Below are 19,336 nucleotides of genomic sequence, written 5' to 3'. Positions count from 1 at the left end.
GGATGTGGACGGGAAAAAGTCACCGAATCTGTGGAGAGAGGCCGTAACGCGGCAGGTAATCGAACAGCGGGTGGCCGCGGGACGAAGAAGGGCGCCCACGGGAACTCGTCCCGGGGGCGCCCTCGGCGTCGTGGGTCTGCCTCTGTCAGCCGTTCTTGATGCGGTTGGTCAGCTCGGTGACCTGGTTGTAGATGGAGCGTCGCTCGGCCATCAGATTGCGGATCTTGCGGTCGGCGTGCATCACCGTGGTGTGGTCGCGGCCGCCGAACAGTGCGCCGATCTTCGGCAGGGACAGGTCCGTCAGCTCACGGCACAGGTACATGGCGATCTGCCGGGCCGTGACGAGCTGGCGGCCGCGCGAGCTGCCGCACAGGTCCTCGACCGTGAGGCCGAAGTAGTCGGCGGTCGCGCCCATGATGGCCGTCGAGGTGATCTCCGGTGTCGCGTCGTCGCCGCCGGGGATCAGGTCCTTGAGGACGATCTCCGTCAGGCCCAGGTCCACCGGCTGCCGATTGAGCGACGCGAACGCCGTCACCCGGATCAGCGCGCCCTCCAGCTCGCGGATGTTGCGCGAGATGCGGGAGGCGATGAACTCCAGAACCTCCGGCGGGGCGTTGAGCTGCTCCTGCACCGCTTTCTTGCGGAGGATCGCGATACGCGTCTCCAGCTCCGGCGGCTGGACGTCGGTGATCAGGCCCCACTCGAAACGGTTCCTCAGCCGGTCCTCCAGCGTGACCAGTTGCTTCGGCGGCCGGTCGCTGGAGAGCACGATCTGCTTGTTGGCGTTGTGGAGCGTGTTGAACGTGTGGAAGAACTCCTCCTGCGTCGACTCCTTGTCCGCGAGGAACTGGATGTCGTCGACGAGCAGGATGTCCATCTCGCGGTAGCGCTTGCGGAAGCTGTCGCCCTTGCCGTCGCGGATGGAGTTGATGAACTCGTTGGTGAACTCCTCCGAGCTCACGTACCGCACGCGCGTGCCGGGATAGAGGCTGCGCGCGTAGTGCCCGATCGCGTGCAGCAGGTGGGTCTTGCCGAGGCCCGACTCCCCGTAGATGAAGAGGGGGTTGTAGGCCTTCGCGGGTGCCTCGGCGACGGCGACCGCGGCCGCGTGCGCGAAGCGGTTGGAGGCACCGATGACGAACGTGTCGAAGAGGTACTTCGGGTTCAGGCGCGCGGTCGGTTCGCCGGGCCCGGGCGCCGGCGCGGGCTGTGCGGCAAGTGGGCCGGGGGCGCCGGTGGTGGGCAGGTTCGCGCCGACGGGGCCGCCGCGGTGCACATGGCCGGAGCCGGGGGGCGGCTCGGGCAGGTCGCGGCGGGTGTCACGGTCGTAGTCGCCGCGCGGCTGGTCGTAGTCGGGCCGCTGCTGCTCATAGTCGGGGCGGTGTCCGTCGCGGTGTCCGTCGTACGACGGCCGCTCCATCGGCTGCGGGCGGTAGTCCTGGGAGGGCGAGCGCGAGCCGTAGGAGTCCTGTGCGTACGAGTCCTGTGCGTAGGAGTCCTGCGACGGCGATGCGTACGGGTCCCGCTCCGGGAAGCCGAGCCGTTGCTGCTGCCAGCCGTACTCGTCCTGGGGCGGGCGCGGCCAGCTGCCGGGGCCGGGCTCGGGGCGCTGGTACTCGTTCGGATAGGCCGGACGGGCGGTGGGCAGCGGGTCGCTGGAGGGGCCGGGCCGGTGGTCGTCGGCGCGGTGGCGGCCGTAGCCGTCGTACGGGGGGAGTTCCGGCTCTTCGTAGCGTGGCTGGGGCGGGGCAGGGGGTACTGGCGGCGCCGGGGGCTCGCCGACGGAGTCGTCGACGGTGATCGCGATGCGGATGGGGCGGCCGCACTCGCGGCTCAGGGTCTCGCTGACGATCGGGGCCAGGCGGCCCTCTAGTACGCCCTTCGCAAACTCGTTCGGTACTGCGAGCAGGGCGGTGTCGGCGACCAGTGCGAGGGGCTGGCAGCGCCGGATCCAGTGCTCGTCCTTCACCTCGACACCCTGTCCTCGGCCCTCACCGAGGAGTTGCTCCAGTACTCGTGGCCACACTGCGGCAAGATCGGCAGGTACATCAGCCACAGGGCACGCTCTCTCACGGGTCCCACGAACGTGTGATTGTGGGACGGGTCGGGAATCAAATCGGGTGGAGCCCGAATCAAGGGGACAAGGGAACGAATCGGAGTTCAGCCACGGTAGTCAGGGCGGCGGGTACGGTTCAAGTTGTTGTCCCCAGCCTGTGGATAGTGTCTCCCCGTGGCCTCCGGTTTGACCGGATGGCGCAGCCGCGCGTACCGTAACCAGGTCGAGTTGTCGATGGCTGCTGCCGCCTGCCTCCGATGGGCACAGATCGCGTCAAGGTGATCGGTAAGCGGTGCACTCGGGCGTTAACGCGAGCTACTCGTGGGCGCACGGTGACAGCCAAGACGGCACCCGCCACCACCGATTTAATTTCTGGAGCCCCCGAGTGAGCAAGCGCACCTTCCAGCCGAACAACCGTCGTCGCGCGAAGACCCACGGCTTCCGGTTGCGTATGCGCACCCGTGCCGGCCGCGCGATTCTCGCGTCCCGCCGTAGCAAGGGTCGCGCCCGTCTGTCCGCCTGATCCCGGTCAGGTCATGACGTCGTGCTGCCCACCGAGAACCGGCTGAGGCGGCGCGAGGACTTCGCGACCGCGGTACGACGAGGACGCCGAGCAGGGCGTCAGCACCTCGTTGTCCATCTTCGTAGCGGTGCCACGGACCCCCACGCGCCTGGGGAGAGCGCTCCCCCGACGCGTGCGGGTTTCGTCGTGAGCAAGGCAGTGGGCGGCGCGGTCGTGCGGAACAAGGTGAAGCGCAGGCTTCGCCATCTGATGCGCGACCGAGTCGACCAGCTGCCCCCCGGTAGCCTGGTAGTCGTACGAGCGCTGCCCGGTGCGGGCGACGCCGACCATGCACAGCTGGCCCAAGACCTGGATGCCGCTCTGCAGCGGCTGCTGGGAGGGGGCGCGCGATGAAGTACCCACTGCTGGCCCTGATCAAGCTGTACCAGTGGACGATCAGTCCGCTGCTCGGGCCGGTGTGCAAGTACTACCCGTCGTGTTCCCACTACGGCTATACCGCCATCGACCGGCACGGTGCGATCAAGGGCACGGCACTCACCGCCTGGCGCATCCTGCGGTGCAATCCGTGGTCGCTGGGCGGCGTGGACCATGTCCCGCCGCGCAAGCGTCCGCGGTGGCACGAGATGCTGCGCAACGCTTGGCACGCACGCAAGGGCGGGCACTCCGCCGCCGAAACGGCCACCGAGGGGAAAGTTCCTCCGAGCCCGGCCGCAGAGACCCCGTCCCATGTCCAAGGAGCATGATTAGTGGACACGATTGCCAGCCTCTTCAGCTTCATCACGACACCCGTTTCCTGGGTCATCGTCCAGTTCCATACGGTGTACGGCGCCATCTTCGGCCCTGACACCGGGTGGGCCTGGGGCCTGTCCATCGTGTCCCTGGTGATTCTGATCCGTATCTGCCTGATCCCGCTGTTCGTGAAGCAGATCAAGGCGACTCGGGCCATGCAGACGCTCCAGCCGGAGATGAAGAAGATCCAGGAGCGCTACAAGAACGACAAACAGCGTCAGTCCGAAGAGATGATGAAGCTGTACAAGGAGACGGGCACCAACCCGCTCTCCTCGTGCCTTCCCATCCTGGCGCAGTCGCCGTTCTTCTTCGCCCTGTACCACGTGCTCAATGGCATCGCGAACAACGACACCGTCGGTGTCATCAACCAGAGCCTGCTGGCGAGCGCGCAGAAGGCGCACATCTTCGGTGCCCCGCTGGCCGCGAAGTTCACCGACAGCTCCTCTGACGTCGCCGCCCTCGATGCGTCGCTGACCACTGTCCGCATCGTCACCGCGGTCATGATCGTCCTGATGTCGGCGTCGCAGTTCTACACGCAGCGCCAGCTGATGACGAAGAACGTCGACACGACGGTGAAGACGCCGTTCATGCAGCAGCAGAAGATGCTGATGTACGTCTTCCCCATCATGTTCGCCGTCTTCGGCATCAACTTCCCCGTCGGTGTGCTCGTCTACTGGCTGACCACCAACGTGTGGACCATGGGCCAGCAGATGTACGTCATCCGCAACAACCCGACTCCGGGTTCCAAGGCCCAGGCCGCGTACCTGGAGCGCCTGACCAAGCACGTCACGCACCACGGCAAGACCCGAGGCCGCGGCGAGCGCACCATCGTCAAGGCCATCGTGGCCAAGGGCCGCGACCGCAACGAGCACGAGCGCAAGTTCATCAACGGCCTGAGCAAGGCCGGCCTCGCGGCGCAGGCAGACGGCACCGTGGTGAAGAGCGAGGGCGCTGTCGCCACCGTGACCGAGGACGGTACGCCGACCACCGCAGCTGTCCCCAAGCGTCAGCAGCCGAAGCGGCAGAGCAAGTCCCAGCGTCAGGGTGGCGGCCCGAAGCAGGCCGATGAGCCGACGTCGCTGAAGAAGGCCGACGAGCCCGAGGACGCCAACAAGCCTGAGGACGCCAAGAAGGCCACGCAGAAGTCCGGCGGCGGCACCCGCAGCAAGGCCCAGTCCGGGCAGCGCAAGGGCGGTCCACAGCGCCCCAAGTCCCCGTCCAAGAAGTAAGAAGGAGCCCATCCCGTGACGGAAGGCACCACCTCCGCCGCTGCCGAGGGTGCAGACACCCTGAACCGCCTGGAGCAAGAGGGCGAGATCGCGGCGGACTACCTCGAGGGTCTGCTCGACATCGCCGACCTCGACGGCGACATCGACATGGACGTCGAGGCCGACCGCGCCGCTGTCTCGATCATCAGCGACGCGGGTGGCCGAGACCTGCAGAAGCTGGTCGGGCGTGAGGGCGAGGTGCTGGAGGCACTGCAGGAGCTCACGCGTCTGGCCGTGCACCGGGAGACCGGTGACCGTAGTCGGCTGATGCTGGACATCGCGGGCTACCGGGCCAAGAAGCGCACCGAGCTCTCCGAGCTGGGTGCCAAGGCGGCCGCCGAGGTCAAGAGCAGCGGCGAGCCCGTGAAGCTGAACCCGATGACGCCGTTCGAGCGCAAGGTCGTGCACGACGCGGTGAAGTCGGCGGGCCTGCGCAGCGAGTCCGAGGGCGAGGAGCCGCAGCGGTTCGTCGTCGTGCTTCCTGCCTGATCGGCCCGTACGTTTCCTCCGGCCCCGTCTGTCCGCAGGCGGGGCCGAACTTTGTCAGCCTGTTAGTTCTGGTGGTTCTGGTGGCCGGCGCCCGGGGCGTCGGCGGTACGGAAGGACGGTCCCCCGTGACGGAGGCAGCGGAGCTTCCCCCTGCGCCCGAGCAGGCGCGTGAGGTGTTCGGCGATCGCTACGCAGATGCGGTCCGCTATGCCGAACTGCTGGCTGAGGCGGGTGTGCAGCGGGGCCTGATCGGCCCGCGAGAGGTGCCCCGCTTGTGGGAGCGGCATCTGCTGAACTGCGCGGTGCTCTCCGAGGTCGTTCCCGAGGGTGTGACGGTGTGCGACGTCGGCTCGGGCGCCGGCCTGCCCGGCATTCCCCTGGCGCTGGTCCGGGAGGACCTTAAGATCACGCTGCTGGAGCCCCTGCTGCGGCGTACAAACTTCCTGTCGGAGGTTGTGGAGCTGCTGGGGCTGGACCATGTGACGGTCGTCCGCGGTCGTGCCGAAGAGGTCATGGGGAAGCTGACGCCGGTGCACGTGGTGACTGCGCGGGCGGTGGCGCCGCTGGACCGGCTGGCCACCTGGGGCATCCCGCTGCTGCGCCCCTACGGCGAGATGCTCGCCCTCAAGGGCGACGCGGCGGAAGAGGAGCTGAAGAGCGCGGGGGCGGCTCTGAGCAAGCTGGGAGCGGTCGAGACGTCGATCATCCATGTCGGGGAGGGCGTGGTGGATCCGATGTCCACGGTCGTGCGCGTCGAGGTCGGGGAGAGCCCGGGTGGTGTGCGCTTCGCTGCGAAGAGGGCGAAGGCGGCCAGGACGGGTCGCGCTCGCCGGCGTCGCTGATCCGTCCTGACGACGAGACGTACTCCACACAAGCTGGCAAACCTACGCACGTCGGAGTGTCGCGACAGTTCGGCCAGGGCTGCTGTGCATCGTGTTTCACGTGAAACGTCGCTCACTGCTGCACGGCATCATCAGTCGCGGCCGCGCTGCGGCCGAACCCCGCGACCGAAAGCCCCTCGGATCCCTTAGAGAAGGTGCCTCCGATGACTCTGCGTCCCCCCTGAGGAGCACGGAGTTGTCCACAGAGGTGGATTTCTCCACAGAACACCAGGCCTCACTGGTTCACGACCCCGAAGACATGGGAGGCTCTGTTCATTGCGAGCCTGAAGTCGAGGAGAGTGAATCCTTGCGGTCCGACGCCAACATCGCGGGACCGATGACCGATCCGGTCCCCGGTCCCCGTACCGAGTCGATGGGGGAGGATGTTTCACGTGAAACACCGCCCCCGATGGACGACACTCCCATCGGTCGTGCTGCCCAACTGGCGGTGGAGGCTCTAGGCCGCGCCGGCGAGGGCCTGCCGCGGCCCGAGCAGACCCGCGTCATGGTGGTCGCCAACCAGAAGGGGGGCGTGGGCAAGACGACAACGACCGTCAATCTTGCCGCGTCGCTGGCTCTGCATGGCGGTCGTGTGCTGGTCATCGATCTTGACCCGCAGGGCAATGCGTCCACGGCCCTGGGGATCGACCACCACGCCGAAGTGCCATCCATCTACGACGTGTTGGTCGAGAGCAGGCCGCTCTCGGAAGTCGTCCAGCCGGTCCCCGACGTCGAGGGACTCTTCTGTGCCCCCGCCACGATCGATCTCGCCGGTGCGGAGATCGAGCTGGTGTCCCTGGTGGCACGCGAGAGCCGACTGCAGCGGGCGATTCAGGCCTACGAGCAGCCGCTGGACTACATCCTCATCGACTGCCCGCCCTCGCTCGGCCTGTTGACGGTCAATGCGCTGGTGGCCGGTCAGGAGGTCCTGATCCCGATCCAGTGCGAGTACTACGCGCTGGAGGGCCTCGGCCAGCTGCTGCGCAACGTCGACCTGGTGCGGGGGCACCTCAACCCCGCCCTGCATGTATCGACGATCCTGCTCACCATGTACGACGGCCGGACGCGACTCGCCTCCCAGGTCGCGGACGAGGTACGCACCCACTTCGGCGACGAGGTGCTGCGGACGAGCATTCCCCGCTCGGTCCGTATCTCCGAGGCGCCGAGCTATGGACAGACAGTGCTGACGTACGATCCAGGGTCGAGTGGTGCCCTGTCTTATCTTGAGGCGGCACGAGAAATCGCGCTGAAGGGTGTCGGCGTCAGCTACGACCCGACGCATGCCCACATCGGCGCCCAGAGCAACCCGAGTATGGTGGAGGGGATCCAGTGAGCGAGCGACGGAGGGGTTTGGGCCGTGGTCTAGGCGCACTGATCCCTGCTGCACCGACAGAGAAGACGGTGGCCCCGGCTGCGCTGGGGGGTGCTGCTTCCGTATCGCCGGCTGCCGGCCCGGTGCTGACCGACCGCGGGGTGGCAGCGGCCAAGGTGGCCACCCTGCCGCCTGTTTCACGTGAAACCGAGGAGTTGTCGCCGAACGGCGCCGTGGAGACGCCCGCGTCTTCCATGGGTGCCCACTTCGCGGAGATCCCCCTCGATGCGATCACGCCGAACCCGCGGCAGCCGCGTGAGGTCTTCGACGAGGACGCCCTGCAGGAACTCGTCACCTCCATCCAGGAGGTGGGGCTTCTCCAGCCGATCGTCGTACGGCAGATCGGCCCCGCTCGGTACGAGCTCATCATGGGCGAGCGCCGCTGGCGGGCCTGCCGTGAGGCCGGTCTGGATGCGATCCCGGCGATCGTGCGGGCCACGGACGACGAGAAGCTCCTCCTGGACGCCCTCCTGGAGAACCTGCACCGCGCTCAGCTGAATCCGATCGAAGAGGCGGCCGCCTACGATCAGCTGCTGAAGGACTTCAACTGCACGCACGACCAGCTGGCGGACCGCATCGGCCGTTCTCGCCCGCAGGTCTCCAACACGCTGCGTCTGCTGAAGCTGTCGCCCAAGGTACAGAACCGGGTGGCCGCCGGCGTGCTCTCCGCCGGGCATGCGCGGGCGTTGCTCTCCGTCGAGGACGCGGAGGAGCAGGAGCGGCTGGCCTACCGGGTCGTGGCCGAGGGGCTTTCGGTCCGCTCAGTCGAAGAGATCGTGACCCTGATGGGCTCCCGCCCACAGAAGACCCAGCGTTCCAGGGGGCCTCGGGCCGGCTCCGTGCCCTCCCCGGCGCTGTCCGACCTCGCGACCCGGCTCTCGGATCGCTTTGAGACTCGGGTGAAGGTCGAACTGGGCCAGAAGAAGGGCAAGATCACCGTCGAGTTCGCCTCTCCGGATGACCTCGAGAGGATCCTCAGCACGCTCGCTCCGGGCGAGAAGCTGGCTCTGCAGAAGAGCCTCCTGGACGATGACGCGGAGGAGACCGAGGCCTGAGGCCGACAGGCCAGGTCTACCCCCGGCCCATCAACGCGGGCCGTGTCCGGTGTGTACCGGAACACGGCCCGCTCTTTGCTTTCTGACGGTATCGATGGAATCGCATCGTGGATACGATGCGTTCGGGTATGGCGCATCCACCTGGCAGACCTCTTAGGGGAGGCGGGGTCCATGCGAACGGTGAGCCGCACCGGACTGGTGAGCGCGGGACTTGGGCTGGGCGCGGTCGGCGGGTTCGTCGGCAGCCTGCTCAGGGAACGGAGCGCCCTGACAGCCGCTCGCGACGCCGCGGGCGAAGGAAGCGAGGAACAGCCTTCATGGGGCGTCGGCTCGTACCGCTCACGCTGGACAACCTTCAGGACCTTCCCAAGCGCTGCCGCGCGTGTGTCTTCTGGGAGTTGGACCCGGTCAGCGGCGAAGCCGCGGTAAAAGCCGGCACCTCCGCCCTGGAGAAGGAAGCCTGGATCTCCGCCGTCCTGCTGGACTGGGGCTCCTGCGGCCGGGTCGTCTACGTCGACGACGTACCGGTGGGCTTCGTGCTGTACGCGCCTCCTGCTTACGTCCCCCGCTCGACGGCCTTCCCCACGAGCCCCGTCTCACCGGATGCGGTGCAGCTGATGACCGCGTTCATCATGCCGGGCTACCAGGGCCAGGGACTGGGGCGGGTGATGGTCCAGACGGTCGCCAAGGATCTGCTGCGGCGGGGCTTCAAGGCGATCGAGGCCTTCGGAGACGCACGCTGGAAAGAGCCTGCGTGTGTTCTGCCCGCGGACCATCTCCTGGCCGTGGGCTTCAAGACGGTTCGCCCTCATCCGACCTCTCCGCGCTTGCGGTTGGAGCTGCGGACGACGCTGTCCTGGAAGGAAGACGTGGAGATGGCGATCGACCGGCTTCTGGGAGCAGTGCAGAAGGAACCGGCTCTGAGGCCTCTGTAGAGCTAGCCACCTCGCCAAACAAATGGGCCAACCCCCTCGGGTTGGCCCATTCGTGTTTCACGTGAAACGTCACTCGGCGATGAAGTCCGCGAGGTCTCGGACGATCGCGGCCTTCGGCTTGGCGCCGACGATGGTCTTGGCGACCTCGCCGTTGTGGTAGACGTTCAGCGTCGGGATGGACATGACGCCGTACTTGGCGGCCGTACCCGGGTTCTCGTCGATGTTCAGCTTGACGATATCGATCTTGTCGCCGTACTCCGCGGCGATCGCCTCGAGGGACGGCGCGATCTGGCGGCACGGTCCGCACCAGGCGGCCCAGAAGTCCACCAGGACGGGCTTGTCGCTCTTGAGGACGTCCTGCTCGAAGGAGTCGTCGGTCACGTTCTTCAGGGTGCCGGCCACGGCGGGCTCCTTAACTTTGGTGCGTGGTGGGGTGGGTGGGGGTCAGACAGAGGTCTTCTCGGGCTCGGCGTTCTCCTCGTCCGCGAGGGCGGCGAGGAAGCGCTCGGCGTCGAGGGCGGCGGAGCAGCCGGTGCCGGCCGCGGTGATCGCCTGGCGGTAGGTGTGGTCCACCACATCGCCGGCGCCGAAGACGCCGGTCACGTTGGTACGCGTGGAGGGGGCGTCGACCTTGAGGTAGCCCTCCTCGTCCAGCTCCAGCTGGCCCTTGAACAGCTCGGTCCGCGGGTCGTGGCCGATCGCGATGAACAGGCCGGTGACCGCAAGGTCCGAGAGCTCGCCGGTCTTGACGTTGCGCAGCTTCAGGCCGGAGAGCTTCTGCTCGCCCTGAACCTCGGCCACCTCGCTGTCCCAGACGAACTTGATCTTCGGGTCGGCGAACGCGCGGTCCTGCATCGCCTTGGAGGCGCGCAGGGTGTCACGGCGGTGGACGATGGTCACGGACTTGGCGAAGCGGGAGAGGAAGGTGGCCTCCTCCATCGCGGTGTCGCCGCCGCCGATCACGGCGATGTCCTGGTCCTTGAAGAAGAAGCCATCGCAGGTGGCGCACCAGGAGACACCGCGGCCGGAGAGGGCGTCCTCATTCGGCAGGCCGAGCTTGCGGTGCTGGGAGCCGGTGGCGACGATGACCGCCTTCGCCCGGTGGACCGTGCCCGCGGTGTCGGTGACGGTCTTGATCTCACCACTGAGGTCGACGTTGACGATGTCGTCCGGGACGAGTTCGGCGCCGAAGCGCTCGGCCTGGCCGCGCATGTTGTCCATGAGCTCGGGGCCCATGATGCCGTCCTGGAAGCCCGGGAAGTTCTCCACCTCGGTCGTGTTCATGAGCGCACCGCCGGCGGTGACGGCGCCCTCGAACACAAGCGGCTTCAGCGACGCGCGCGCGGTGTAGAGCGCCGCCGTATAGCCGGCGGGCCCGGAGCCGATGATGATCACGTTACGGACGTCGCTCACGGCTTGGTTCCTCGTCTCTGGACTGCGTCGTCGGACCGGGGGAGCCCTTTCGGAACTCTCACCCCACCCAACGGATCCTAAGGGGCGCGCATTCCCACTGTGTCCGGGCACACGGTGATGCCACACCGTAGGGGTTGTCACGCCAGAGGGAGACGAAGCAGCGGTTTCTCAGGAGCGCACGTAGGAGTCCTTCAGGAGAACCTTGGCCGTGGTCGACGACGGCTGTTTCGCACAGGTCGCGTCCATGACGTAGGCGGTGACCCGGGTGATGTCAGAGGCATCGGGCAGCACGACGAGCAGGGCGTCCTTCCCCTTGTAGACGCCTTCCTCAGCGGCGAGCGCCGCTTCGTTGCGGCCGATGCCCTTCTTGATGCACTCGGGCACCCTGATCTCACGAAGGATCTGGGGGCTCTTGGTGTCGGGCCCGCCCTCCACGCCCATGCTCCGCTCCGGAGCGCGGGAGCTTCCTGCGGAGCTCCCGCTCTTGGCGAGGAGATCGGTGACCTGCTTCTCCAGCTTCGCCGCGGAGATGGTGTCGGCGGCGGTCTGCCCGCCGTCGGCCGATGGACCGGCCCCTCCGCCCCCCATCAGTGAGGTCAGCAGCACAGAGCCGAGGCCCAGGGCGGCGGCCGTGAATGCGGCGCTGAGGACGGCTACCTTGCGTCGGCCGACCTTCTTGCGGCCCTTGCGGCCGGGGCCGGTGGTCGAGGAGCGGGCGTGGCCTGCCGGGCGGTCTGTCGTTGCCGATGTTTCACGTGAAACATGCGCGCTGTCGTCCGCTGCGGAGACCGAGCGGGTCACGCCGGCGAGGTTCGGCTGGTCGACGTCATCGGGCGCCGTGGCGTTGAGCAGAGCCTCTGCGGCGAGGGCGGCGTCGATCCGCCCGGCGACATCGGCGGGCATGTGCGACGGTCCGGGCAGTGTGCCGAGCAGCCCTCGGATCTCCTCAAGTGACGCGTGGACGTCCGCGCAGAGCTCGCAGTCGTCCAGATGCCGCCGTACGTCGGCGGTCCTGGACGGGGGGAGAAGGCCCTCGGTGAGGTCGGAGATCTCGGCGACGTCCGGGTGCCCGGCCGTGTCTGTCGTGGAAGTCACGCTCGCCCACCTCCGCCCTTCACTGCAGCTGAATCGCTCGGCCCGGTATCACGCGGATCCCTGCTTCGCCCCGTGGCGTGTGGACCCGCTGCCGGTGGGACGGATGTCCCCTGCGTCCGGTTCCGCCTCCCGCCGGAATCCTTGCCGTCACTGCCGCTTTCCGGTCGCAGATGCTTGAGGAGAGGCATGAGTCTGGCTCTGCCGCGCGCACATCGGCTCTTGACCGTGCCGGTCGGCACATCGAGGACCCGGGCGGCTTCCGCGACGGGGTATCCCTGCATGTCCACCAGGACGAGCGCCGCACGCTGGTCGGGCGGCAGCGTGCCGAGGGCCTCCAGCAGCTGGCGATGCAGATCGTTGCGCTCGGCCGGAGCGGATGCCTCCTCGTGAGGCTCCAGCAACTGCTCCAGACGCTCGGTGTCGTCGACAGGGGACGTCTTCCGGGAGGCGGCCTTGCGGGCGCGGTCCAGACAGGCGTTCACGGTGATCCGGTGCAGCCAGGTCGTGACGGCCGACTGGCCCCTGAACGTGTGGGCGGCCCGGTAGGCGGAAACGAGGGCGTCCTGAACGGCGTCAGCGGCCTCCTCGCGGTCGCCGAGCGTCCGTAGCGCCACCGCCCAGAGCCGGTCGCGGTGACGCCGCACGAGCTCACCGAAGGCGTCGGGGTCGCCCTCTACATGTCGGGCGAGAAGGTCCTGATCGCTTGTGTCACCGTATGCGCCGCCATCTGCCATCGGACCCCCTCCCCTTCACTCTCAGCTGCTCACCTTGACGTCCACGACCCTGCCGCGGAACTGGCCGTCGTCGATCTGCTTCGGCAGATCGGTCAGCCAGACCAGAAGATAGCGAGACTCGAGGGACTTGCCGGGCTTGAGCGTCACGCTTGTGCCGGAGCCCTCGGCGACCTTGCTGTAGTCGTCGAGGGACGTCGGCTGCGTACCGGTGCCTTCCGAGGCGGCGCGGAGCTCGACGGAGGTGTCACCGACAAAGGTGACGGTCACCTTTCCGACCTGCTGGACCTTGCCGAGATCGAGGACGACTCCTACACCCGACTTCAACCGTCCGAAGTCGGAGCTCGTGTAGTAGTTCGTCTGCCAGTAAGTGCCCGCGGCGGTGTCGTAGATCTTGTCTATGTCCTCCGGATTCTCGGAGGGGTCTTCGCCCAGCGGGTCGAAGTCACGGGCACCTTCGATGGCGACCGGCTTGCTGACCGGCTTCGTCTGGCCCTTGTCGTTGTCTTCCGTTGTCTGCGTCTGGTTGGGGTCCTCGGATTTGTTGCTCTGATCCATGAGCGCGTCTGCCAGCTGCCAGCTGCCCAGGCCCAGGGCGGCGATCAGAAGGGCCGAGACGGCCCACTTCAGGGCCCTGCCGGTACGGCTCTGCAACGGGGGCAGCGGGGCCGGTACTGGCTGGGTGGCGCCAGGATGCTGCGACTGGCGGCCGTACGTGCCCTGCTGGTAAGTCGTGCGCTGGTACTCGGGCGGGGCCGTGAACGTGGGCTCCGGCGGGCGGATGCGGGGCATCTCGCCGATCGCCTTCACCAGCTCCTCCGGCGTCGTGCACGCGGACTCGTGCCGGGAGGCGGTCGCGCCGTCGTTGACCAGCGCGCGCATGGTGAGTTCGGACAGACCACGGTGGACGCCGGCGCGTACCTGGTCGGGGGCGATCAGTCCGACGTCCTTCGGCAGCCCTGACAAGCCGTAGGCGTCGCTCTCGTACGGCCAGCGCTGGGTGAGCGCGGCGTACAGCAGCGCGCCGATGCCCTCTGTGTCGGTGCGCTGCGGGGTGTCGGAGCTGATGCCGCGCAGAGCGGCGTTCACCGCGAGGCCGCGAATGCGCCACTGGCCGGTCGACGAGCGCAGCACGGCGTTCGGGTTGAGGCGGAGGTGGGCCAGGCCCTCGCGATGGGCGGCGGCCATGGCGGCGGACACCTGGGTGACCATCTGGTAGGCGTCATACACCTCCAGCGGGCCGGAGGCGAGCAGCGTGGTCAGTTCGGTCGCATCGGGGAGCCACTCGTGGACGACGTAGACGAGGTCGTTCTCCTCGACGGCGTCGAGCACCTGGACGAATCGGGGGTCGCCGAGCAGCGCGGACGAGCGCGCCGCGGCCAGTACGGAACGGGCCCGCGCATGGTCCGCGGGCAGGATGTGCACGCCGACGGCGCGACGGAGTTTCTCGTCGACCGCACGCCAACTGCTGAAACCGTCCAGACGGGTGACGCACTCCTCGAGGCGATAGCGTCTGGCGAGCTTGTGACCGCTGTGCAGCTCGGGTGGTGAGGCCTTTCCGGGACCCTCGGTCCCGCCACTCCCCTGTGCCTCGTCGGTGTCCGTGTCCCGCTCCCGATTCTTGGCCACCCCGTCGGCCGTGGACTGGTCCGCCTGCGCGGTCAGCGGCTCGTCGCCGCTGTTGTCTGCCACGTCGACGGCAGCCGTGCTCCGTTCCGCCACCGTCGTTCCTGCCTCCCCATCTATTGCGCGCCGTACGACTGCGTGCGCGCCGTCCGACGCCGAACCAATTGTGCCCACAGTCCGCCGCTATGCACGACACACGGTGGCGGACGATGGTTGTGCGCATACCCCAGCTTCAGCGACCCAGGCGCCCGCGAACCATGCCGACCAGTGAGTTCAGCTCTTCGATCCGCATCCGGCGGGCGGCGACGAAGAAGATCCCGAGCAGCACGGCTCCGCCGGCCAGCAGGGCGGCGAAGGAGCCGAGGACGCCCTGACCGAGGACCCGGGCGATCCCGTAACAGGCCGCACCGCTCAGCAGCGCCGCGGGCACCGAGGCGATGCAGAGCCTCGCGTACGTCCGCATCACCCGGGTGCCGTCCAGGTCGCCGCCCAGCTTCTTGCGCAGCCGGTTCCAGGCGACGCCGACACCGATCGCGTAGGCCAGGCCGTACGAGGCGGCCATGCCGACCACGGCCCAGCGGGCCGGGATGACGTAGTAGCAGACGGCGGAGGCGGCAGCGTTGACGGCCGCCACGATGACCGTGTTGTAGAAGGGGGTGCGGGTGTCCTCGTAGGCGTAGAAGGCGCGCAGGACCACGTACTGCACGGAGTACGGGATCAGGCCGAGACCGAAGGCCATCAGCATGAAGCCCATGTTCGTGGCCTCGCTCGTGCCCGAAGAGCCGAACATCAGGGTGCACATCGGGATGCCCAGGGCCAGGAACCCGAAGGCGATGGGGACGATCGCGACCGCCGTCGTGCGCAGGCCCTGGGAGATGTCGTCCCGGACGGCACCGCCGTCGCCCTCGGCCGCCGAGCGGGAGAGCCGCGGCAGCAGAGCGGCCATCAGCGAGACGGTGATGATGGCCTGCGGCAGACCCCAGATCAGCTGGGCGTTGGCATAGGCGGCGAAACCGGTGCCGTCGACACCGGAGTCGATGCCCGCGGAGGTGGACAGCTGGGTGACCACGAGCGCGCCCGCCTGGTTGGCCAGGACGAACAGGATCGTCCATTTCGCGAGCACTGCGGCCTTGCCGAGGCCGTGGCCCCTCCAGTCGAAGCGCAGCCGCAGCCGGAACCCGGTCTCGCGCAGGTACGGGATCATCGCCAGGGCCTGGACGACCAGGCCGAGCAGAACACCGATGCCGAGGAGCCGCTGCCCCTCCGGCGGGATGTTCGTGACCTCCATGCCGGAGTGCTCCGCGGTGCCGTACACCCAGAGGAACATGCCGAGCGTCACGATGATGACGATGTTGTTCAGGACCGGGGTCCACATCATCGCGCCGAACTTGCCGCGAGCGTTGAGGATCTGCCCCATCACCACATGGACGCCCATGAAGAAGATCGAGGGCAGGAAGTAGCGGGTGAAGGTGACCGCCACATCATTGGCGGCGGGGTCGCCGGCGACCTTGGTGGACAGTGCGCTGACCAGGAGCGGCGCGCCGTACATCGCGAGTGCGGTGAGCGCGGCCAGCGCCACCATCACCAGGGTGAGCAAACGGTTCGCGTACGCCTCGCCGCCGTCTTCGTCGTCCTTCATGGCACGCACGAGCTGGGGCACGAAGACGGAGTTGAGGCCGCCACCGACGGTCAGGATGTAGATCATCGTCGGCAACTGGTAGGCGACCTGGAAGGAGTCACCGAGAAGGCCGAGCCCCAGTGCCGAGACGATCATCATGGAACGGACGAAACCGGTGAGCCGGGAGACCATCGTCCCCGCCGCCATCACCGCGCTCGACTTCAGCAGACCGCCGACCCGCCCGCTCTTCTTCGCGGCAGCCGCTGGGGCAGGAGCAGGCGATGGCGCGGGCCCCTCGGCCGCGGCAGGCGGCGCAGGAGCCTCGTACGGGCCGGCGGCCGGGCCGGCGGCCGGGCCAGCGGCCGGTGCCGGGGAAGGTCCCGGGACCGTCGGCGGCTGGTACTGCGGATGCCCCCCGCCCTGCTGCTGGTCGCGGAAGAGGTGCGCGAAGGCGTCGTGCTCGTGGCTCTCCTTGGTGGAGTGCGTGACGAGGTCGTCGACGCCCACGTACTGGGTCGTGCGGGGGTCGTCGCTGTACGGCAGGTACTGGTTCGGGCCCTCCGGCTCGGGCGCCGGGGTCTGGGCCCACACGTGCGGGTCGGGGGCGTACGGCGACTGGGGCGGCTGGCCGTACAGCGGCTGCTGCGGCTGGTACGTGCCCGGCGGGGGCGGCGGGTGGGCGGCACGGTCGTAAAGCGCCTCGGCGACCGGGTCCTGGGCGGTGAGGTCCTGGGCGCGGTAGGGGTCCTGGTCGTAGGCGTCCTGGAGGTACATGTCCGCGGGGTGCTGCGGCGGTACCTGGCCGTGCTCGGGCGGCGGGCCCTCGGGGTGCCCCGAGCTGCCCGCGGCCTGGCCGCGGTCACCGTCGTACGGCGCGTTCATGGCTACCCCACCTCATCGTCCCGGGCCCACCGGCCACGACATCGCTCAACGGTCCACTCTCTCACCCGTGCCGGACGGGTCGGCGCTTTCCGTTGCGGTGTCCGGTGTCAGGTCACTCGGCTGCTCCGGGGCGTCTGCCCGGGTACCGGTGCCGGATTCCTCCTCGAGGAGGTTCTCGGGCTTGAGACGGCCCTCGGGGCCTTCCTGGTTCTCCGGGCCGCCGTCGGCTTCGCTCGTCTCCGTGGGGCCGTCCTCCTCGGCGTCACGGGCGGCCGCGCGCTTGCGCTGCGTGTACATCCGGAATCCGGCGAGGACCAGCAGGAGGAAGCCGCCGCCGATGACCAGCATCACGGTGGCCGTGAACTCGGTGACCTTCACGTCGAACGTGACGGGTGCGCCATACGGCTGGCCGTCCTCCGTGAACAGCTGGGCGACCACCGTGGCCTGGCCGTTGGCCTGCGCCGACGTGGTGAACTTCACCGTCTGGCTGTGCCCGCCGGACACCGCGACGCGCTGTTCGTCGAAGCGCTCGCCACCGATCTCGAGGCGCCTCGGGCTTTTCGAGGTGAGCCGGAGCACCAGGTGCTCGACGCCCTGCACCAGGTTGTTCTGCACCGTCACGGGGATCATGGCGCTGCGTCCGGAGAGCTTGGTCTCCGACTTGTCGATCAGCGTGACCTGGCCCGCCAGGGAGTCGATGTACGCCTCCACGCCGTTGCGATAGTCAGCCGCCTGCGCGGAGCGGCCGCGCCACGAGGTGGACATCTCACGGTTCATGGCCCGCCCGAAGGGCGTCACCACGCGGGACTCCTTGCTGAGGATCACCTTGAACTTGTCGAGCTTGTCCTGCGTGGTCGCGATCTGCTCGTAGGCCGACCGCGGCAGCTCCTGCTTGCGCAGCGAGGAGGGGTACTCGGACGCCGCCGGCACCTTCGTGGTGGCGCCGGAGTCGGGCTTGGCCGTGGCCGCGGCCGAGAGCTCCTGGGACTGGGACCACGTGCCGTCCTGGAGCGCCGTCACCGCCTCGGCCATCGACAGGGCCTGGCTCGCCGTCGGCGTCCGCTGCGGGGCGACGACGATGCTGCGCTGCTTGTCCGTCTGAAGGTTGAGGGCCAGGCTCTGGGCCAGGAACCTCTGCACGGTGAGCGTCGAGCTCGACGCCCTTGTCAGGTTTCCCTGGAACACCGTCGACATCCGTGCGTCCGCCACAACCGCCGTCGTGCCGCCGCCGATGGGGCGGGCCGCGGAGGGCGTGTAGGGCAGGCCGCCCGTCTCCACCAGGCTGTCGCTGCGGGTGATCACCTTGTCCGCACCGGCGGAGGTGGCGACCTTGACGATGGACGGGTCGACTGCGCCGTCCACAGGCCAGGCGAAGTCGGTGGTCGGCTCCACGTGAAGGATCGAGTCGACCGTGTCGGCGGCGACGTCGGCGGCTTCCTTGAGGTGGTTCAGCGAGCCGGTGACGTTCGTGCCGTTGTGCGCCAGCGAGGCCAGGTCGGGGTCGGCGAAGGGCAGGGCGACGACCTCCTTGTCCTGCACCGCCTCCTGCAGCTCGGCCAGCCACCGTTTGGCGACCGCCTGGTGGGTGCCCGCCGTGGTCGTGTCGCCCTCGCCCTGCACGCGGTAGCTGTCCGTCATCGCGTCCACGGAGGCCAGCAGTTCGGGGTCGATCACCCAGGTGACGTCGAGCTCCCTGCCCAGCGACACGAGCTGCTGCAGACGGCCACCGGGGGAGAGCTCCTTGGCGAGGTCGTCGTCGCGGAACACCGGCGTCTGAGATTCGTTCGACCCCGTCTGCGCCGTCATGTGTGCGGTGGAGATGAGCGGCCACAGCACCGTCGTCCGCGTCTTCGTGTCAGCCCCGTCGGGCTGCCACGGCAGGAACGTCCGCTGGATACCGAGCACCCGATCCCAGGGCCGCGCGGCCGTCTCGCCGGACAGGGAGACGGCGAACTGGTAGACCCCGTCCCTCCCCAGGTCCAGATCGTCGACCGGTACGGAGATGCTGAAGCGTTGGGAGACGCCAGGCGTGAGCTTGGGGAACTCCTTGACGTACTTCCCGCCCACCGGAGCCCCGTCGACGCCCTCCTGGTAGCCGGTGCGCCCGGCGACCGTGTCGATGTCCGAGCGGGTGTTCAGGGCGGGCCCCAGGCGCAGGTCCACCTGCGCGTCGGTGACGGCCTGCTTGCCCTCGTTGGTCACCGTGCCGGACACGGTCAGTGTGTCGCCGTCACCGGGGACAGAGGGGGTGAGCGAGTCCACAGCGACAGCCACCGTGTCCGAGCCGGAGGCGGCCTTCAGGGAGTCCTGCCCGGCGGCCTGCGAGGGCACGGCGGCGGGCAGCTGGAGCAGGCCGGCCAGCAGAGGCGCCCCGGCGAACAGTGCTCCGGTGCGCCGCAGCCACCGGCGGGCAGGTGAGGGACTCATCCCCTGGAAGTCTGCCGCCTCGGCCACGCGCTCGCCCGTCCCTCGTCGTCGTCAGTGGTCGTCGGAATGTGCGTCCACGCATGGTAACGATGCGCGCTGAGGGGAAGTGCCGCGGTGTGCTCCACAAGATCGGGCCGCACCGCCGGACTGTCCCGTATGTACAGGAATAAAGAAGA

Annotated in this window: 17 protein-coding genes; 9 read left to right on the top strand and 8 right to left on the bottom strand. The window is 68.5% G+C overall.

The genetic code is table 11. The features are described from left to right. Window positions 1–145: 145 nt before the first annotated feature. Window positions 146–2,056 (bottom strand): chromosomal replication initiator protein DnaA, encoded by a 1,911-nt coding sequence (gene dnaA / locus AB5J49_RS23925; RefSeq protein ID WP_369170655.1) that lies wholly within the window; start codon window positions 2,054–2,056, stop codon window positions 146–148. 385 nt (window positions 2,057–2,441) lie between these two features. Between dnaA and rpmH the strand changes: the two genes are divergently transcribed. The 9 genes from rpmH to AB5J49_RS23880 all read left to right on the top strand — a co-directional run bounded on the left by rpmH (window position 2,442) and on the right by AB5J49_RS23880 (window position 9,368). Beyond that, window positions 2,442–2,579 (top strand): 50S ribosomal protein L34, encoded by a 138-nt coding sequence (gene rpmH, locus AB5J49_RS23920; protein ID WP_003956500.1) that lies wholly within the window; start codon window positions 2,442–2,444, stop codon window positions 2,577–2,579. Window positions 2,580–2,600: 21 nt separating this feature from the next. Continuing rightward, entirely contained in the window at window positions 2,601–2,972 is a 372-nt protein-coding gene (rnpA, locus tag AB5J49_RS23915; protein ID WP_079052375.1) for a ribonuclease P protein component, read from the top strand. Further along, window positions 2,969–3,322 carry a membrane protein insertion efficiency factor YidD gene (gene yidD / locus AB5J49_RS23910; RefSeq protein ID WP_369170654.1) on the top strand — a complete coding sequence of 118 codons (354 nt, stop codon included), beginning with the start codon at window positions 2,969–2,971 and terminating at the stop codon, window positions 3,320–3,322. The genes rnpA and yidD overlap by 4 nt, the downstream gene beginning before the upstream one ends. 3 nt (window positions 3,323–3,325) lie before the next feature. Further along, a complete protein-coding gene (gene yidC, locus AB5J49_RS23905; protein ID WP_369170653.1) occupies window positions 3,326–4,597 on the top strand; it encodes a membrane protein insertase YidC in 1,272 nt (423 codons plus the stop codon). Window positions 4,598–4,612: 15 nt separating this feature from the next. Next, the gene (locus AB5J49_RS23900; RefSeq protein WP_369170652.1) at window positions 4,613–5,125 is read left to right on the top strand and encodes a protein jag; all 513 of its coding nucleotides are present in this window, start codon (window positions 4,613–4,615) and stop codon (window positions 5,123–5,125) included. A 125-nt stretch (window positions 5,126–5,250) separates the two neighbouring features. After that, window positions 5,251–5,967: a 16S rRNA (guanine(527)-N(7))-methyltransferase RsmG gene (gene rsmG, locus AB5J49_RS23895; protein ID WP_369170651.1), complete on the top strand. Its 717-nt coding sequence runs from the start codon at window positions 5,251–5,253 to the stop codon at window positions 5,965–5,967. Window positions 5,968–6,265: 298 nt separating this feature from the next. After that, complete coding sequence (locus AB5J49_RS23890; protein WP_369175235.1) at window positions 6,266–7,339, top strand: ParA family protein; 1,074 nt, start codon at window positions 6,266–6,268, stop codon at window positions 7,337–7,339. Next, on the top strand, window positions 7,336–8,433 hold the full coding sequence (locus AB5J49_RS23885; RefSeq protein WP_369170650.1) for a ParB/RepB/Spo0J family partition protein: 1,098 nt from the start codon (window positions 7,336–7,338) through the stop codon (window positions 8,431–8,433). The genes AB5J49_RS23890 and AB5J49_RS23885 overlap by 4 nt, the downstream gene beginning before the upstream one ends. Window positions 8,434–8,750: 317 nt before the next feature. Then, window positions 8,751–9,368 (top strand): GNAT family N-acetyltransferase, encoded by a 618-nt coding sequence (locus tag AB5J49_RS23880; protein ID WP_369170649.1) that lies wholly within the window; start codon window positions 8,751–8,753, stop codon window positions 9,366–9,368. Window positions 9,369–9,437: 69 nt separating this feature from the next. Here AB5J49_RS23880 and trxA read toward each other — a convergent pair whose 3' ends face one another. From trxA to AB5J49_RS23845, 7 genes are all read right to left on the bottom strand, one after another. Beyond that, window positions 9,438–9,770: a thioredoxin gene (gene trxA / locus AB5J49_RS23875; RefSeq protein ID WP_369170648.1), complete on the bottom strand. Its 333-nt coding sequence runs from the start codon at window positions 9,768–9,770 to the stop codon at window positions 9,438–9,440. A 42-nt stretch (window positions 9,771–9,812) separates the two neighbouring features. Further along, the gene (gene trxB, locus AB5J49_RS23870; protein ID WP_369170647.1) at window positions 9,813–10,781 is read right to left on the bottom strand and encodes a thioredoxin-disulfide reductase; all 969 of its coding nucleotides are present in this window, start codon (window positions 10,779–10,781) and stop codon (window positions 9,813–9,815) included. Between the two features lie 168 nt (window positions 10,782–10,949). Further along, entirely contained in the window at window positions 10,950–11,876 is a 927-nt protein-coding gene (locus AB5J49_RS23865; RefSeq protein WP_369170646.1) for an anti-sigma factor, read from the bottom strand. Continuing rightward, complete coding sequence (sigM, locus tag AB5J49_RS23860; protein WP_369170645.1) at window positions 11,873–12,610, bottom strand: RNA polymerase sigma factor SigM; 738 nt, start codon at window positions 12,608–12,610, stop codon at window positions 11,873–11,875. Before sigM ends, AB5J49_RS23865 begins: the two co-directional genes overlap by 4 nt. Before the next feature lie 21 nt (window positions 12,611–12,631). Next, a complete protein-coding gene (locus tag AB5J49_RS23855; RefSeq protein ID WP_369170644.1) occupies window positions 12,632–14,329 on the bottom strand; it encodes a protein kinase family protein in 1,698 nt (565 codons plus the stop codon). A gap of 136 nt (window positions 14,330–14,465) precedes the next feature. Further along, the gene (murJ, locus tag AB5J49_RS23850; RefSeq protein ID WP_369170643.1) at window positions 14,466–16,733 is read right to left on the bottom strand and encodes a murein biosynthesis integral membrane protein MurJ; all 2,268 of its coding nucleotides are present in this window, start codon (window positions 16,731–16,733) and stop codon (window positions 14,466–14,468) included. A gap of 45 nt (window positions 16,734–16,778) precedes the next feature. Further along, the gene (locus AB5J49_RS23845; RefSeq protein ID WP_369170642.1) at window positions 16,779–19,187 is read right to left on the bottom strand and encodes a DUF6049 family protein; all 2,409 of its coding nucleotides are present in this window, start codon (window positions 19,185–19,187) and stop codon (window positions 16,779–16,781) included. Between the last annotated feature and the right edge of the window lie 149 nt (window positions 19,188–19,336).

This window comes from Streptomyces sp. R28 (assembly GCF_041052385.1).
Lineage (GTDB): Bacteria > Actinomycetota > Actinomycetes > Streptomycetales > Streptomycetaceae > Streptomyces.
Note: the sequence above shows the minus strand (reverse complement) of the source record. Positions and strands in the feature narration are given on the sequence as shown.

Bases quoted from the DNA above. Each gene is read 5' to 3' on its own strand.
- yidD (WP_369170654.1), top strand. From the start codon at position 2,969: ATGAAGTACCCACTGCTGGCCCTGATCAAGCTGTACCAGTGGACGATC.
- AB5J49_RS23890 (WP_369175235.1), top strand. From the start codon at position 6,266: ATGGGAGGCTCTGTTCATTGCGAGCCTGAAGTCGAGGAGAGTGAATCC.
- AB5J49_RS23880 (WP_369170649.1), top strand. From the start codon at position 8,751: ATGGGGCGTCGGCTCGTACCGCTCACGCTGGACAACCTTCAGGACCTT.
- sigM (WP_369170645.1), bottom strand. From the start codon at position 12,610: ATGGCAGATGGCGGCGCATACGGTGACACAAGCGATCAGGACCTTCTC.
- murJ (WP_369170643.1), bottom strand. From the start codon at position 16,733: ATGAACGCGCCGTACGACGGTGACCGCGGCCAGGCCGCGGGCAGCTCG.